The 15,773-nt window shown below is 63.7% G+C and carries 11 protein-coding genes; 7 read left to right on the plus strand and 4 right to left on the minus strand.

The window, feature by feature from the left end:
* Window positions 1-3: 3 nt before the first annotated feature.
* On the plus strand, window positions 4-291 hold the full coding sequence (locus IVB36_RS34185) for a hypothetical protein (protein ID WP_247394573.1): 288 nt from the start codon (window positions 4-6) through the stop codon (window positions 289-291).
* A 175-nt stretch (window positions 292-466) separates the two neighbouring features.
* Complete coding sequence (locus IVB36_RS34190) at window positions 467-1,237, plus strand: SDR family oxidoreductase (RefSeq protein WP_247393969.1); 771 nt, start codon at window positions 467-469, stop codon at window positions 1,235-1,237.
* 114 nt (window positions 1,238-1,351) lie between these two features.
* On the opposite strand, the gene IVB36_RS34195 is transcribed toward IVB36_RS34190, so the two are convergent.
* From IVB36_RS34195 to IVB36_RS34205, 3 genes are read right to left on the minus strand one after another with little or no spacing between them, the layout of a single operon-like run.
* Complete coding sequence (locus IVB36_RS34195) at window positions 1,352-4,720, minus strand: error-prone DNA polymerase (RefSeq protein WP_247393971.1); 3,369 nt, start codon at window positions 4,718-4,720, stop codon at window positions 1,352-1,354.
* Window positions 4,717-6,309, minus strand: a complete 1,593-nt coding sequence (locus IVB36_RS34200; RefSeq protein ID WP_166520834.1) for a DNA polymerase Y family protein — start codon at window positions 6,307-6,309, stop codon at window positions 4,717-4,719. The genes IVB36_RS34195 and IVB36_RS34200 overlap by 4 nt, the downstream gene beginning before the upstream one ends.
* Entirely contained in the window at window positions 6,206-6,994 is a 789-nt protein-coding gene (locus IVB36_RS34205) for a DNA repair protein (RefSeq protein WP_204510671.1), read from the minus strand. Before IVB36_RS34205 ends, IVB36_RS34200 begins: the two co-directional genes overlap by 104 nt.
* Window positions 6,995-7,156: 162 nt before the next feature.
* Here IVB36_RS34205 and IVB36_RS34210 point away from each other — a divergent pair, with 162 nt between their 5' ends.
* The 3 genes from IVB36_RS34210 (at window position 7,157) to IVB36_RS34220 (ending at window position 11,561) form a co-directional block, all read left to right on the plus strand.
* A complete protein-coding gene (locus tag IVB36_RS34210) occupies window positions 7,157-8,392 on the plus strand; it encodes a putative DNA modification/repair radical SAM protein (protein ID WP_085352244.1) in 1,236 nt (411 codons plus the stop codon).
* On the plus strand, window positions 8,392-9,834 hold the full coding sequence (locus IVB36_RS34215) for a UdgX family uracil-DNA binding protein (protein WP_247393988.1): 1,443 nt from the start codon (window positions 8,392-8,394) through the stop codon (window positions 9,832-9,834). The genes IVB36_RS34210 and IVB36_RS34215 overlap by 1 nt, the downstream gene beginning before the upstream one ends.
* Window positions 9,835-9,932: 98 nt before the next feature.
* Window positions 9,933-11,561 (plus strand): inorganic phosphate transporter, encoded by a 1,629-nt coding sequence (locus IVB36_RS34220; RefSeq protein ID WP_247394000.1) that lies wholly within the window; start codon window positions 9,933-9,935, stop codon window positions 11,559-11,561.
* Between the two features lie 87 nt (window positions 11,562-11,648).
* On the opposite strand, the gene IVB36_RS34225 is transcribed toward IVB36_RS34220, so the two are convergent.
* Entirely contained in the window at window positions 11,649-12,821 is a 1,173-nt protein-coding gene (locus IVB36_RS34225; RefSeq protein ID WP_247394577.1) for a M20 aminoacylase family protein, read from the minus strand.
* Between the two features lie 200 nt (window positions 12,822-13,021).
* Here IVB36_RS34225 and IVB36_RS34230 point away from each other — a divergent pair, with 200 nt between their 5' ends.
* Together IVB36_RS34230 and IVB36_RS34235 are read left to right on the plus strand one after the other, a co-directional pair.
* Entirely contained in the window at window positions 13,022-14,641 is a 1,620-nt protein-coding gene (locus tag IVB36_RS34230) for a GMC family oxidoreductase N-terminal domain-containing protein (protein ID WP_247394003.1), read from the plus strand.
* A gap of 187 nt (window positions 14,642-14,828) precedes the next feature.
* Window positions 14,829-15,773, plus strand: a complete 945-nt coding sequence (locus IVB36_RS34235; RefSeq protein ID WP_247394004.1) for a metallophosphoesterase — start codon at window positions 14,829-14,831, stop codon at window positions 15,771-15,773.

Raw genomic sequence — 15,773 nt, forward strand, 5'->3', positions numbered from 1 at the left:
GCAATGGCCGCCATCGATCCCCTCACCGCAGGCGCCGTGTTCATCGCAACGGCGGCCACCGACGCGGTCTATGTCATGTTCACCTCGGCCGTGATCGCGCGCAAGCGCGTGCCCGCGGCGAACTGGAGCGCGGTCTGGTACATGCTCTCCTCCTATGCGGTGATCAGCTACACCGAAAACGCTTTCTTTGTGGCTTTCGCGGCGATCGGCTCCTGGGCCGGCGCCTACGTCTCACTGACATTCCTGCACCGCCCGCCCGGCGGCCCGCCGGTGGGAGCGGCACCGGAGTGAGGGCCGCTGTTTCCACAACGTCATTGCGAGCGAAGCGAAGCAATCCAGAATCTTTCCGCGGTGGCAGTCTGGATTGCTTCGTCGCAAGAGCTCCTCGCAATGACGATCTGGAGGCTTTTGGGCATCTCTCGAAACAGCTACACTCGCTGCAACCAACAAAAAGGAAAACCAAACAATGGATCTCGGTCTCAAGGGCAAGAACGCCATCGTGCTCGGCGGCACGCGCGGCATCGGGCGAGCGATTGCGGCGACGTTGGCCGGCGAAGGCAGCAATGTCGCGGTGTGCGCGCGCAACGGTGATCAGGTTGCCGCTACCGTTTCGGAGTTGAAGGCAAGCGGGATCCGCGCGACCGGCGGCCCGGTCGACGTCACCGACGGCGCGGCACTGAAATCCTGGATCGAGAATGCTGCAAAGGAGCTTGGCGGCATCGACATGCTGTTCTCCAACGCGGGCGCGATGGCGCAAGGCCATGATGCCGCATCGTGGGAACAGAATTTTCGGCTCGACCTGCTCGGCGCCGTGCATGCGTTCGACGCCGCGCGGCCGTTCCTCGAGGCCAGCGGTGCGAGCAGCGGCGACGCCGCCTTCGTGATCATCTCATCGATCTCCGCGGCGCAAGCGGACACAGCGAGCTCCTACGGTCCGATCAAGGCGGCGTTGATCCACATGGCCAAGGGACTGGCGCGGCAATATGCGAAGAAGAAGATCCGCGTCAACGTGGTCTCGCCCGGCACGGTCTATTTCAAGGGCGGCGTCTGGGAGACGATCGAGCATAACATGCCCGAGCGCTACAATGATGCGATGAAGCGTAACCCCACCGGCCGCATGGCGACGCCGCAGGAAATCGCGAGCGCAGCGGTGTTTCTGGCAAGCCCGGTGTCGGGGTTCACTACGGGCTCAAACCTGGTGGTGGACGGCGCGATCTCGAACCGGGTGAATTTCTAGAACAAACTCGTCATTGCGAGCGTAGCGAAACAATCCAGTATCTCTCCGCGGTGACAGTCTGGATTGCTTCGCTGCGCTCGCAATGACGGTGCGAGAGCGGCGCGTCCCACAACCTCAATGAAAGTCCCGCGACGGCGGCAGGATACGGACATTGCGGGGATGACGGATTTTTTGCGCGGGCGCATCCGTGTGGGCGCGGGGGTCGTCGTTGAGCGGTTCGACCACGGTGGCGCCTGCCGGCACCGGATGCTTGCGGCCGAGGGCGTCGTTGGCAAGGCCGACCAGATCGTGCGAACGGTCGATCATCCGCTGGGCGATTAGATGCGTCACCTTTTCCGGACTGCTCTGGATGTAGCCCTCGACCAGGATGAGGCGCGCGCCCATCACCTCTTTCCGGTACTGCTCCATGATCTTGGGCCACACCACGACATTGGCGATGCCGGTTTCGTCCTCCAGTGTCATGAACACGACGCCGCTGGCGCTGCCCGGCCGCTGCCGTACCAGCACGACGCCGGCACAGCGGACGCGCCGCCGTTCGTTGTCGTGATTGATGTCCTTGCAGGCGACGATGCGCTCGCGCGTAAACATCTCGCGCAAGAATTCCACCGGATGGCCTTTGAGTGAAAGGCGAATGGTCTGATAGTCCGCGACCACCTGTTCGGCCCGCGGCATCACCGGCAACGGCTTGGCGTGCTCGTCCGGCTGCTCGCGTGCGGTGGCCACCTCGAACAGCGGCAGCGGCACATCGTCGGGCAGGCGCCGCACCTGCCACAGCGCCTCGCGGCGATCGAGCCCGAGCGAGCGAAACGCGGCGGCATCGGCAAGCAGGATCAGCGCGCGCTTGGGCAGTCCGGTGTCGCGGGCGAAATCTTCCAGCGAGGTGAAGGGCCGGCGGTTGCGCGCGGAGACGATGCGGTCGGCCCAGTCGGGCGCTCTCTCCACACGGTCATTCCGGGACGCGCCTCTTTTCAGCCTTTCCTCATCCTCATCGAGCCAATGAAAACCGTCGATCTGGCGGAAGCCCAGGCGCACGGCGCAATATTTGCCACTTCCTTCCTCCAGCGTGTTCTGCGCAAAGCTGTAGGACACATCGATCTCGCGCACCTCGACGCCGTTCTTGCGAGCGTCGCTGACGATCTGCGCCGGGGCGTAAAAGCCCATCGGCTGCGAGTTCAGGAGGCCGCAGCAGAATGCATCAGGGTGATAATGCTTCAGCCATGAGGAGATATAGACAAGCTGCGCGAAGCTTGCAGCATGGCTCTCCGGAAAACCGTAGCTGCCAAAACCCTTGATCTGTTCGAAACAGTTTCTGGCAAAATCCGGCGCATAACCGCGTGCGATCATGTTGCCGATCATCTTGTCTTCGAACTTGCCGATGGTGCCGACATTGCGGAACGTTGCCATCGCACGGCGCAGGCCGTTGGCCTCCTCGGCCGTGAACTTCGCGGCTTCGATCGCGATCCGCATCGCCTGCTCCTGGAACAAGGGCACGCCGAGCGTCTTGTGCAGCACCCTGTAAAGCTCGTCCTTGTCGCCATGATCCGGCGACGGAGACGGATAGCTCACCTTTTCCAGGCCGTTCCGCCGCCGCAGATAAGGATGCACCATGTCGCCCTGGATCGGACCAGGCCGCACGATCGCGACCTCGATCACGAGATCGTAGAAGGTCCGCGGCCTCAGCCGCGGCAACATGTTCATCTGCGCGCGGCTCTCGACTTGGAACACGCCGAGCGATTCCCCGTCGCACAGCATGTCGTAAACCCTGGAATCATCCTGCGGGACGCTCGCCAGCATCCAGCGTTCGCCCTTGTGCTGCTCGATCAAATCAAAGCATTTGCGGATGCAGGTCAGCATGCCCAGCGCGAGCACGTCGACCTTCATCATGTTGAGCGCGTCGACGTCGTCCTTGTCCCATTCGATGAAGGTGCGATCGTCCATCGCGGCATTGCCGATCGGCACATAGGTGTCGAGCCGGTCCTGCGTGAGCACATAGCCGCCGACATGCTGGGACAGATGACGGGGGAATTCGATCAGCTCGGTCGCGAGCTCGACTGCGAGGTTGATCATTGAATTCTGCGGATCGAGGCCGGCCTGCCTGACCTGCATGTCGTTGAGGCCCTTGCCCCAGCTTCCCCAGACGGTGTCGGCGAGTGCGGCAGTGACGTCCTCGGTCAGGCCCAGCGCCTTGCCGACGTCGCGGATGGCGCTGCGCGGGCGATAATGAATGACGGTGGCGATGATCGCGGCGCGATGGCGGCCGTAACGCCGATAGACATATTGCATCACCTCCTCGCGCCGCGAATGCTCGAAATCGACGTCGATGTCGGGCGGCTCCAGCCGCTCCTTGGAGATGAAGCGCTCGAACAGCAGATCGACCTTGGTCGGGTCGACCGAGGTGATGCCGAGCACGTAGCAGACCGCCGAATTCGCCGCCGATCCCCGCCCCTGGCACAAAATGTTCTGGCTGCGGGCGTAATGCACGATGTCGTGCACGGTGAGGAAGTAATGCGCGTATTTCAGATCGGCGATCAGTGCGAGTTCTTTCTTCAGGGTGGCGCGCAGCTTGTCGTCGATCTTGCCGCCAAAATATTTGTCGACACCCGCCCAGGTCAGATCCTCCAGATGCCCCTGCGCGGTCTTTCCCGGCGGCACCGGCTCATCCGGATACTGGTATTTGAGCTGACCGAGCGAGAAGGTGATCTTGTCCGCAAAGCGCATGGTCTCCGCGACAGCGTCAGGGAAATCGCGGAACAGCCGCGCCATCTCCCTGGGCGTCTTCAGAAACCGCTCGGCATTGGCTTCCAGCTTCCGGCCGATCGCCTCGATCGTGGTCTTTTCCCGGATGCAGGTCAGCACGTCCTGGAGGGGACGGCGCGCGGGGTGGTGATAGAGCACCTCGTTGGTCGCAAGCAGCGGCACTTTTGCTTTTGCGGCGAGATCATCGAGCTGCGCGAGGCGACGGCGATCGTCGCCGCGATAGACCAGACTCGCCGCCAGCCACACGCCCTCGGCGCGACTTGCCTTCAGCTTGGCGAGGATGTCCTGCGCTTGCGCCGCATCGAAGCGATGCGGCAGCGTCAGGATCAGGAGCTGGCCTTCGGAAAACGCAAGGAGATCGGCGAAGGTGAGATGGCATTCGCCCTTCGCGATCCGCGTGATGTCGTCGCCGCGCTTGCCCCGGGTGAGAAGCTGGCACAGCCGGCCATAGGCGGCGCGGTCACACGGATAAACCAGGATATCCGGCGTGCCGTCGATGAAGACGATGCGGGTGCCGATCAGAAGCTTCGGCTTGTGCAGCACCTTGTCATTGTCGAGCTCCTTGTAGGCACGCACCACACCGGCGAGCGTGTTGTGATCGGCAATGCCGATCGCGGGAATGCCCAGGATGCTGGCCTGGTGTACATAGTCGCGCGGATCCGAGCCGCCGCGCAGGAAGGAGAAATTCGTGGTGATGCCGATCTCGGCATAAGCGGGCGTGTTCATGCGAAGAGACCGTGCACATACCAACCGGGAGGAGCGGGCTTGCCGTCGTCGTCGAAGCACTCCCCCTCGTAAAGACCGTCGCGAAAGATCCAGAAGCGTAGGCCTTCGGCATCCTCGATACGAAAATAATCCCGTGTCAGTTGCTTGCCGTCCTGCCGCCACCATTCCATGGCGATGCGCTCGGGGCCCTCCACCCGCACCACCGCATGCTGCGCGCGGCGCCAGGTGAATTGATGCGGCGGCCCGTCGGGCACGGTCGCGAACGGCACATTGATCGGCTCAGGCTTGTCGAACAACCGCAACGGACGCAGCGGCGGCTCACCCTCGGTGCGCGCGGGCCATTCGGCCTGCATGGCCACGGCGAGATGATGCTGGGCAGGCGCCGCCAGCACCGCACATTCAGGGATATGGGTATCCTCAGGCAGGTGCACGACGACGCGCTTTCCGCCGATGCGCGCGGCGATGCGGTCGATCAGCGCGGCAAGCTCGTCATTGTCGTGGACATGGGCGTCGAGATCGCGCTGCTCCTGCACCACGATCTCGGTGCGGCTTGCCGACAGCCGCACCATGTCGAAGCCGAAGCCGGGATCGAGGGGATCGGCGAGTGCATCGAGACGCTCGCGGAACAGCCGGTCGACGACCGCGCTCCGCGTCACGGGACGTCCGGTTTCGACCATGATGGCGCGCACCGCGCCGTCGGTACGGAAGAAGGCAGCTTCCAGGCGGCGCGCGCCCTTGCCCTGCTTCTCCATCGACGCGATCAACGTATCCGCCAGGCGCGACAGCGTCATCGCGATCATGGTGTCGGTCGCGATCGGCTCGGCAAAGCGTTTCTCCACGATGTAATCAGGCGGCGGCTTTCGTGGATTGATCGGCGCATCGCCCTGCCCCAGCGCATGCGCGAGCAGCGTGGAGAACCGCGCACCGAACCGCGCCGTGATTTCGCTCGGCGTGCGCGAGGCGACATCGCCGATGGTCTTCAGGCCGGCGCGTCGCAGACCGGTGGTAATGGCCTCACCCGCGCCAAGTGCGGACACCGGAAACCGACTGATTGCCGCCGCCTCCTCGCCATCGGCAACGATGGTCCCTGAAGATTGCCGCGTCAGCGTGCGCGCGCAGACCGAGGTGCCGGCGATCGCCGCGCTGACGGCAAAGCCCTGGCGGTCGAGGGCGCGGACAAGGGTTTGCAACAGCGCAGCCTCGCCGCCGAACAGATGCGCGCAGCCGGTGATGTCGAGGAACAGCCCGTGCGGCGGATCGAGTGCCACCAGCGGCGTGAAACGATCGCACCAGTCGGCGATGTCGCCGATCGTCTTGGCATCGGCCACGGCATCGGCGTCGAACACCTTTAAATCAGGACACATCGCCCGGGCATTGGCCAAAGGCTGGCCGATATGCAGACCGAGGCGCTCGGCCGCCTCGTCCAGCGCATGGATCACCAGCGCGTTGCTGTCCTTGGCAACGACGATGCTGGGCGCATTATTTTCATGCAGTCCGACGTTGCCGAAGAACCGCTGGATCCGATCGATGGGCAGGCGCGGCAGCCACAGGCTGAGGATACGCCGACGATTCAGAGAACTGGCACTCATCACATTTCCATTCCATGATCCACCGGCCGCACGGGCCATGACGATTGCGCAGGAGCTCGGCATCGAAGCGCGGCGCCCCCCAGGCACTCCACATCGCGCCCGGCGGCGAATGCGCCGCGCGCAGCATCCATCTGGTCTCGGCGGTTGAGGGTAAAGGTTGCGCGGCCATCCGCAGCAGCAAGCCGGTGACACCAGAAGACTGCGCAGCCAGCGTCAGCTTGCGGCTCGCAACCAGATCGAACTGCCTCGTCTCGCCCCAGAGCTCGAGCACGATCGCACCCAGCGCGTCGCAGGCGAGCGCATCGGCCGCCGTGCGCAACGCACTCTCCACGTCGGCGGCGCGCACCATCACCATGCGGCGCGGATCGAGACCGATCTCGGTGAGCCCGCTCATCGACAGCGCACCGGTTTCAATTTCTGAAAAATCCTGCCGCACCCACAGCAGCGGTTTGCGTGCCGTCACGCGCCCCGCAAGTCCGGTGACAAAGCCCGTCGCGGCCGCGCCCTGACGTCCTTCGCAAAATACCTCGTGGATTGCCGCGCGTGCGAGCCCGCCCTTCAGCGCGCTGTCGGCCTCGCGATGGCCGAGCGCGACACGGTCGCGATGATGCACGACCTCCGCCGTCTCGATGCGCTCGATCTGGCCGCGCAAGGCTGCAAGCGCGCTTGTTCGTGCGCCGCTCATATACGCCGCTCCTCAAGGGTGATTGCCGATGGCTCTCAAAAAGAGAACCAGCGGCTAGCTCATTTGTTCATGATATGTTCTAATATAAAGCTAACGACGCCCCGGGAGTCAATCGAATTGGCGGGCCTTGGGATTCATGAGCTGAATCAAAGGGATTCCAATATGGACGTGCAACGCAAGCTGGAAATCCTGGCGGACGCCGCCAAGTACGACGCGTCCTGCGCCTCCAGCGGCACCGAGAGGCGGGATTCCAGCGACGGCAAGGGCATGGGATCGACCGCGCCCGGCATGGGCATTTGCCATTCCTACGCGCCGGACGGTCGCTGTATCTCGCTGCTCAAGGTGCTGCTGACCAACGCCTGCAATTACGACTGCCTCTATTGCGTCAACCGGGCCTCTTCCAACGTGCCACGCGCCCGCTTCACCATCGACGAAGTCGTCAAGCTGACGCTCGACTTCTACCGGCGCAATTACATCGAAGGACTGTTTCTCTCCTCCGGCATCATCCGCAACCCCGACTACACCATGGAGCAGGTGGTAAGCGTCGCGCGCAAACTGCGCGAGGAGCATCACTTCCGTGGCTACATCCATCTCAAAACAATCCCCGAGGCCGACGATGCATTGATCTCCGAGGCCGGCAAATATGCCGACCGTCTCTCCATCAACATCGAGATGCCGCAGGAGACGAGCCTGCAGCAATTCGCGCCCGAGAAGGACGTGCGCGCGATCCGCCGCACAATGGGCCGACTGCGGCTGAAGCTGGACGAGGCCGAGGAAAGCCGTAGCGCGAAGACGAAAGCCAAGCCGCAGCGCTTCGCACCGGCCGGCCAAAGCACGCAGATGATCGTCGGCGCCGACGCGGCCTCCGACCACACTATCCTCCACACCAGCGCCAATCTCTACAGTTCATACAGGCTGAGGCGCGTCTATTATTCCGCGTTCAGCCCGATCCCCGATGCCAGCCGCGCGCTGCCTCTGCGCGCGCCGCCCTTGCTGCGCGAGCACCGACTCTACCAGGCCGATTGGCTGATGCGGTTCTACGGCTTCGACGTCGGCGAGATCGTCGACGACAGTGCGATGCTGCCGCTCGACATCGATCCAAAACTCGCCTGGGCGCTGCGCCACCGCGACCGCTTCCCGCTCGACGTCAACCGGGCCAGCCGCGAGGAATTGTTGCGCGTGCCGGGCTTCGGCACCAAGGCGGTCGAGCGCATCATCGCGGCGCGCCGCACGACCACCATCCGCGTCGCCGATCTCGCGCGGCTGCATGTGCCCCGGAACAAAGCGCTGCCGTTCATCGTGCTGAGCGATCACCGGCCCGCGCCGCACCGCCTCGACGAGGCACGGCTGATCGAACGGTTCAAGCCGAAGGCCACACAACTGGGATTTGGCTTCTGATGCAGTACATCACCCTCGAGAACGAAACCGATTTCGACGGCTGGCGCAAAGCCGCGCGTAGCCTCGTGCTTCACCAAATGAAACCGGTCGATGTCACCTGGACCGTGCAGGGCGGCGAAGCGGAGCTGTTCGCGCCACCCTCGCCGTCTCCGCTGCCGGCCGGTGGCGATAGCACCTTCAACGTGCCAGCAAAATTCGTCGAGCTCGCCAAGGCCGCGATCCTGCATCGCGATCCCGAGCGTTTCGCGATCCTCTATCGCCTGCTGTTTCGGCTGAAGGACAATCACGACCTCATCGAGGTCGCGACCGATCACGACGTGGCGCAAGTCGCGGCCATGGCAAAGGCGGTCTACCGCGACGAGCACAAGATGCATGCCTTCGTGCGCTTCCGTGAGATCGGCAGGGAACGCGAAGCACACTACGTCGCCTGGTTCGAGCCGGAGCATCACATCGTCGAGCTCGCCGCGCCGTTCTTCGCCAAGCGCTTTGCCGACATGCCCTGGTCGATCCTGACGCCGGATTTGTGCGCGCATTGGGATGGCCACGCGCTCTCGTTCACATCAGGCGTCAGCAAGAGCGAGGCACCGAGCGAAGACCGGCTGGAGGAAACCTGGCGGCGCTACTACGCCAGCATCTTCAATCCGGCCCGCCTGAAGGTGAAGGCAATGCAGACCGAGATGCCGAAGAAATATTGGAGGAACCTGCCCGAGGCTTCGATCATTAAGCCCCTGATTGAGGACGCCGAGCGCATGACCGGCGCCATGATCGTCAATGCCCCAACCGATCCGCACAAGCCTCAAAAGCGGCCGGAGGCTCCGATGAAACGCAAGACCGCTGCCGACGATCTCGAAGCGCTCCGCGAGGAGGCCGCCCACTGCCGCGCCTGCCATCTCTACAAGGACGCCACCCAGACCGTGTTCGGCGAGGGTCCGAAGTCCGCCAATATCATGCTGGTCGGCGAACAACCTGGCGACAAGGAAGACCTCGCCGGCCATCCCTTCGTCGGTCCAGCCGGCCAGATGCTCGACAAGGCGCTGCAGGAGGCCGGCGTCGACCGCAAGAAGGTCTATGTCACCAACGCGGTGAAACACTTCAAATTCGTACCGCGCGGCAAGATTCGCCTGCATCAGAAGCCGAATACACCGGAGATAAAGGCCTGCCGACAGTGGTATGAACGAGAAGTCTCCGTCATCCAGCCCGATCTCATCGTCGCGATGGGCGCGACCGCCGCGCAGAGCGTGTTCGGCAAGATCACCCCGATCGGAAAGAACCGCGGCCGGCTCATAGACCTGCCCGACGGTCACAAGGCGCTGGTGACCGTGCACCCGTCCTATCTGCTGCGGCTGCCCGATCCGGAAGCCAAGGCGCTGGAATATCAGCGCTTTGTTGAAGACCTGAAGATCGTCGCCGGTTTGCAGAAGAAAGCCGCGCGCGCCGCCTGAATACAGGCGGGAAAACCCCTTTCAGGCGCCGTCTGTCATCCAGCCTTCAAATCAATCGCGGACAATAGCCCCTACAGAAAGTTAAGGGGCGTCCAGACATGACCGATGTTGCATTCGACCGCGCGGTAGCAGATCCCCCGCCGATCCAGCCGGCCTCGCGGCCAAATCTCGACAAGGGCTTCAATCCGCTGACGATGATCCTGTTCTTCGGCATCCTCGCCGCGGGTCTGCTCTATGTGGCCTACAGCATCTATTCGGATGTCGATGCGACCGGCACGCGGGTCACGAGCTACCTGCCCTACATCCTCCTTATCGTTGCCCTCCTGATCGCGCTCGGTTTCGAATTCGTCAACGGCTTCCACGACACCGCCAACGCGGTAGCGACCGTGATCTACACCCATTCGCTGCCGGCCGAAATCGCGGTGATGTGGTCGGGCTTCTTCAACTTTCTCGGCGTGCTGCTCTCGTCCGGCGCGGTGGCCTTCGGCATCGTCTCGCTGCTGCCGGTCGAGCTGATCCTGCAGGTCGGCTCGAGCGCCGGTTTCGCGATGGTGTTCGCGCTGCTGATCGCCGCGATCCTTTGGAACCTCGGCACCTGGTATTTCGGCCTGCCGGCCTCTTCCTCGCACACGCTGATCGGCTCGATCATCGGCGTCGGCGTCGCCAACGCGCTGATGCGCGGCCGCGACGGTACCTCGGGCGTGGACTGGGGCAAGGCCACGGAGATCGGCTATGCGCTGTTGTTGTCGCCGCTGGTCGGCTTCGTCTGCGCCGCCGGCCTACTGCTGCTGCTCAAGCTGATCATCAAGAACCCGGCGCTCTATGCCGCCCCTGAGGGTCACAAAGCCCCACCGATGTGGATTCGCGGCCTGCTGATCCTGACCTGCACCGGCGTCAGCTTCGCCCATGGTTCGAACGACGGCCAGAAGGGCATGGGCCTGATCATGTTGATCCTGATCGGCACCGTGCCCACAGCCTATGCGCTCAACCGCGCATTGCCGGAGTCGCAGGTCGCCCAGTTCGCGAAGGTCTCGGATGCCGCCTCCAAGGTGGTTGCGGCCAAGGGCGCCGGCCATGCGATCATCGGCGATCCCCGTCCTGCGGTGACGCAGTACGTCACCTCGCATCACATCAGCGAAGGCACCTACCCTTCGCTGTCAGTGCTGGTGAAGGATGTCGGCGAGCAGGTCGCGAAATACGGTTCGCTGAACAAGGTGCCGGCGGAAGTCGTCGGCAACACCCGCAACGACATGTACCTGACTTCGGAAGCGATCCGATTCCTGATGAAGGACAAGGAAAACGACCTCAGCAAGGAAGAGGTCGCGACCTTGAACGCCTACAAGGGCGGGCTAGACAGCGCGACCAAGTTCATCCCGACCTGGGTGAAGGTCGCGGTCGCGATCGCGCTCGGCCTCGGCACCATGATCGGCTGGAAGCGCATCGTCGTCACCGTCGGCGAGAAGATCGGCAAGACCCATCTCACCTACGCGCAGGGTGCCTCCGCCGAGCTCGTCGCCGCCGCCACGATCGGCGCCGCCGACGTGTTCGGGCTGCCGGTCTCGACCACCCACGTGCTGTCGTCCGGCGTCGCCGGCACCATGGCCGCGAACGGTTCGGGTCTCCAGGTCGCCACCATCAGGAACATGGTGATGGCCTGGGTGCTGACCTTGCCCGTCGCGATCCTGTTGTCGGGCACGCTGTACGTGATCTTCTCGCGGATCTTCTGAAGCCGATCACTTCACTCGAAGACAAAGGGCCCGTGCGATGCGCGGGCCCTTTTCGTTTGTGCTTTCGGCTTGATCTTGCGCTTGGCCTTACGATGCCGCGAGCGATTGCTCGACCAGCTTGACCCAGTACGACGTGCCGTAAACGATGGCCTCGTCGTCGAAATTGTAGGCGGGGTGATGCAGGCCGGCGCTGTCGCCGTTGCCGCAGAAGATGAAGGCGCCGGGGCGCGCCTCCAGCATATAGGCGAAATCCTCGCCACCCATCAGCGGCGACATCTCGAGCACATTGGCCTCGCCCGCAACTTGCCCGGCGATGCGACGCGCGATCTCGGTCTCCGCGGCGTGATTGTTCACCACGGGATAATTCCGCTTGTAGTGCAGATCGATCTTGGCGCCTGTGATCTGCGCCACGCCCGCCACAACCTCGTGGACGCGCTTCTCCACCAGCTTGCGCACCTCCGGCGACAGCGTGCGGATGGTGCCCCTCAGTGTCGCGGTTTGTGGAATCACGTTACGGGCATTGCCTGCGTGGAACTCGCAGATCGAAATCACGGCCGATTCCAGCGGATCGACGCTGCGCGCAACGATCGACTGCAGCGCCGTGATCACCTGTGCACCGACCAGAACGGAATCCACACATTTGTGCGGCCGCGCGGCATGGCCGCCGAGGCCCTCGATCATGATATCGACCTCATCGGTCGCCGCCATGATCGGACCCGGCCGGATCGCGAACGAGCCCACCGGAATGCCCGGACCGTTGTGCATGCCGTAGACCTGCTCGATGCCGAAGCGCTCCATCATGCCGTCCTTGACCATGGCCAAGCCACCCGCGCCGCCCTCCTCGGCCGGCTGGAAGATCACCACCGCATCGCCGGCGAAGTTGCGGGTCTCGGCGAGATAACGCGCAGCACCGAGCAGCATCGCGGTGTGGCCGTCATGGCCGCAGGCGTGCATCTTGCCGGGAGTCTTCGAAGCGTAAGGCAGGTTGGTCTGTTTCTCGACCGGCAGGGCATCCATGTCGGCACGCAGGCCGATGGCCTTGAGGCCCTCGCCGGCCGGCTTGCTGCCCTTGATCACGCCGACCACGCCGGTCTGGCCGATGCCCGTCACGACCTCATCGCAGCCGAATTCGCGCAGGCGGTCCGCGACGAATGCTGCGGTGCGGTGGACGTCGTAGAGCAGCTCCGGATGCTGGTGGATGTCCCGGCGCCAGGCCTGAATATCGGGTTGAAGGTCGGCGACGCGGTTCACGATGGGCATGGAGGGTCTCAAGCTTTGTTGAAAATGCAGGCCTGTCTACCATGCAAGCACCAGTCCACCCAACTGGCGGGGATCTGGGGTAGCTCTGTCCTCCCGTCATGGCCGGACTTGTCCCGGCCATCCACGTCTGACTATTAGAACGGAAAGTGCGTGGATGCCTGGGACAAGCCTGGGCATAATGCCTATTGGGTGGAAGCAGAATGCCAAGGCGGCTCGAAGGTGAGTTTGACTATATTGTCGTTGGGGCCGGCACGGCGGGCTGCATCGTCGCCAACCGGCTGTCGGCCAATTGCAGCAATCGCGTCCTCCTCCTCGAAGCCGGCGGCGACGACAACTGGATCTGGTTCCACATTCCCGTCGGCTATCTCTTCGCCATCGGCAATCCGCGCTCGGACTGGATGTTCAGGACCGAGGCCGAGCCCGGCCTGAACGGCCGCTCGCTCGCCTATCCCCGTGGCAAGGTGATCGGCGGCTCCTCGGCGATCAACGCCATGATCTCGATGCGTGGACAGGCCGCCGATTACGATCACTGGCGCCAGCTCGGCATGACCGGCTGGGGTTATGACGACGTGCTGCCGCTGTTCAAACGGCTCGAGGATCACTTCCTCGGCGCAAGCGAGCATCACGGCGCCGGCGGCGGCTGGCGCATCGAGGCGCCGCGGCTGTCCTGGGACATACTCGATGCCGTGGGCGATGCGGCCGAGGAGATGGGCATCAAGCGCATCCCGGATTTCAATACCGGCGACAACGAAGGCACCAGCTATTTCCACGTCAATCAGAAGCGCGGCCGGCGCTGGTCGTCGGCGCGCGGCTTTCTCAAGCCGGTATTGAACCGCCCGAACCTGCGGCTCGAAAAGCATGTGCTGGTCGATCGTCTGATCATCGAACAGGGCCGCGCCGTCGGGGTGCGCTTCATCCAGAACGGCGAGATCATCGAGGCGCGTGCGAAACGCGAGGTGGTCCTCTCGGCAGGCGCGATTGGCTCGGTACAGGTGCTGCATCGCTCCGGCATCGGACCTGCCGACTGGCTGTCGCCGCTCGGCATCGACATCGTGATGGACAAGCCCGGCGTCGGCCGCAATCTGCAGGATCATCTGCAGCAGCGCGCGATCTACAAGGTCGAAGGCGTGCGCACACTGAACGAGACCTATTACAACCTGGTTCGACGCGGCCTGATGGGCCTCGACTACGCCTTCCGCCGCCGCGGGCCGTTGACCATGGCGCCGTCGCAGCTCGGCATCTTCACCCGCTCCGATGCGACGCGCGCACGCGCCAACATCCAGTTCCACGTGCAACCGCTGTCGCTCGACAAGTTCGGCGATCCCCTGCACCGCTTTCCCGCGATCACGGTGAGCGCCTGCAATCTCCAGCCGACATCGCGTGGCACCGTACGTCTGCGTTCGGCGGCGCCGGACGAGAAGCCCATCATCGCGCCGAATTATCTTTCAACGGACGACGACCGTCAGGTCGGCGCCGATGCCATCCGCACCACCCGCCGCCTGATGCAGCAGAAGGCCTTGGCAAAATACCGCCCAAGCGAATATCTGCCCGGCCCCGCCGTCGGCGACGACGATGCCTCTCTTGCCAAGGCCGCCGGCGACATCGGCACCACCATCTTCCATCCCGTCGGTACCGCGAAGATGGGCGCAGCAAATGATCCGATGGCGGTGGTCGACGAACGCCTGCGCTTCTACGGTCTCGGCAGCCTTCGCATTGTCGATGCCTCGATCATGCCGACCATCACGTCTGGCAACACCAACACGCCGACCGCGATGATCGCCGAGAAAGGCGCGACGATGATTTTGGAGGATGCAAAGTGAATGCGTAGCTTTGATCGGGCGTAGCGAAATCCAGGGAGTATCGTAAGTCTGGTCCCGTGTTCCGCTACGCTCCATACGGGCTACGCGTCCAACCACCTCACGAAAACGTCATCGCGTCCGGGAATAAGTCCCCTCCTCTCCCAATCACATCTCCGAAGCCCAATTCCGGGCGGAGTGGAGCTGCGCGATGAGCGGACACGATCACGGTGAGGACGGCTTAAGCCGCCGCAAGGTGTTGGAATGTATGACCTGGGCGGGCACCGGGGTGCTCTGGACCGTCACCGGTGGCGTCCCGCGCTCGCTCGGCATCATCGATTCCGCGCAGGCTGCGACCGCGGCGGCGCCCGGAATGACCTTCCTCCAGATCAGCGACAGCCATGTCGGCTTCGACAAGCCGGCCAATCCCAACGCGCTCGGCACGCTGGAGGAAGCCGTCAACAAGATCAACGCGATGCCGGTCAAGCCGTCGTTCATGATCCACACTGGCGACATCACGCATCTCTCCAAGGCCGCCGAGTTCGACAATGCCGATCGCATCATCTCGCAGAGCAAGCTCGACGTGCACTACGTGCCCGGCGAGCATGATTTCCTCGACGAGGAGGTGAAGTTTTATCGCGAGCGCTACGGCCGCGGTACCAAGGGCGCAGGCTGGTATTCGTTCGACGCCGGCGGCGTGCACTTCATCGGCCTCGTCAATGTCGTCGACCTCAAGGCCGGCGGCCTCGGCAATCTCGGTGCCGAGCAGCTCGCCTGGCTCGAGGACGATCTGCGCGGCAAGTCGAAATCGACGCCGATCGTGCTGTTCGCCCACATTCCGCTCTGGACCGTCTACCCCGAATGGGGCTGGGGCACCGAGGACGGTGCTCGCGCGCTGGACCAGGTAAAAGGCTTTGGTTCGGTCACCGTGCTGAACGGCCATATTCACCAGGTGATGCAGAAGGTCGAGGGCAACGTCACCTTCCACACCGCACGCTCGACCGCCTTCCCGCAGCCGACGCCGGGAGCTGCCCCCTCGCCTGGACCGATGAAGGTCGAGGACGCAAAGCTCCGCGCGATGCTTGGCGTTGCCAGCATCAACTTCAAGCAGAACGAGCAGCGGCTCGCGATCATCGACACGCCGCTCCAGGGTTGA

The sequence above is a fragment of the Bradyrhizobium sp. 35 genome (genome assembly GCF_023073215.1).
GTDB lineage: Bacteria > Pseudomonadota > Alphaproteobacteria > Rhizobiales > Xanthobacteraceae > Bradyrhizobium > Bradyrhizobium canariense_D.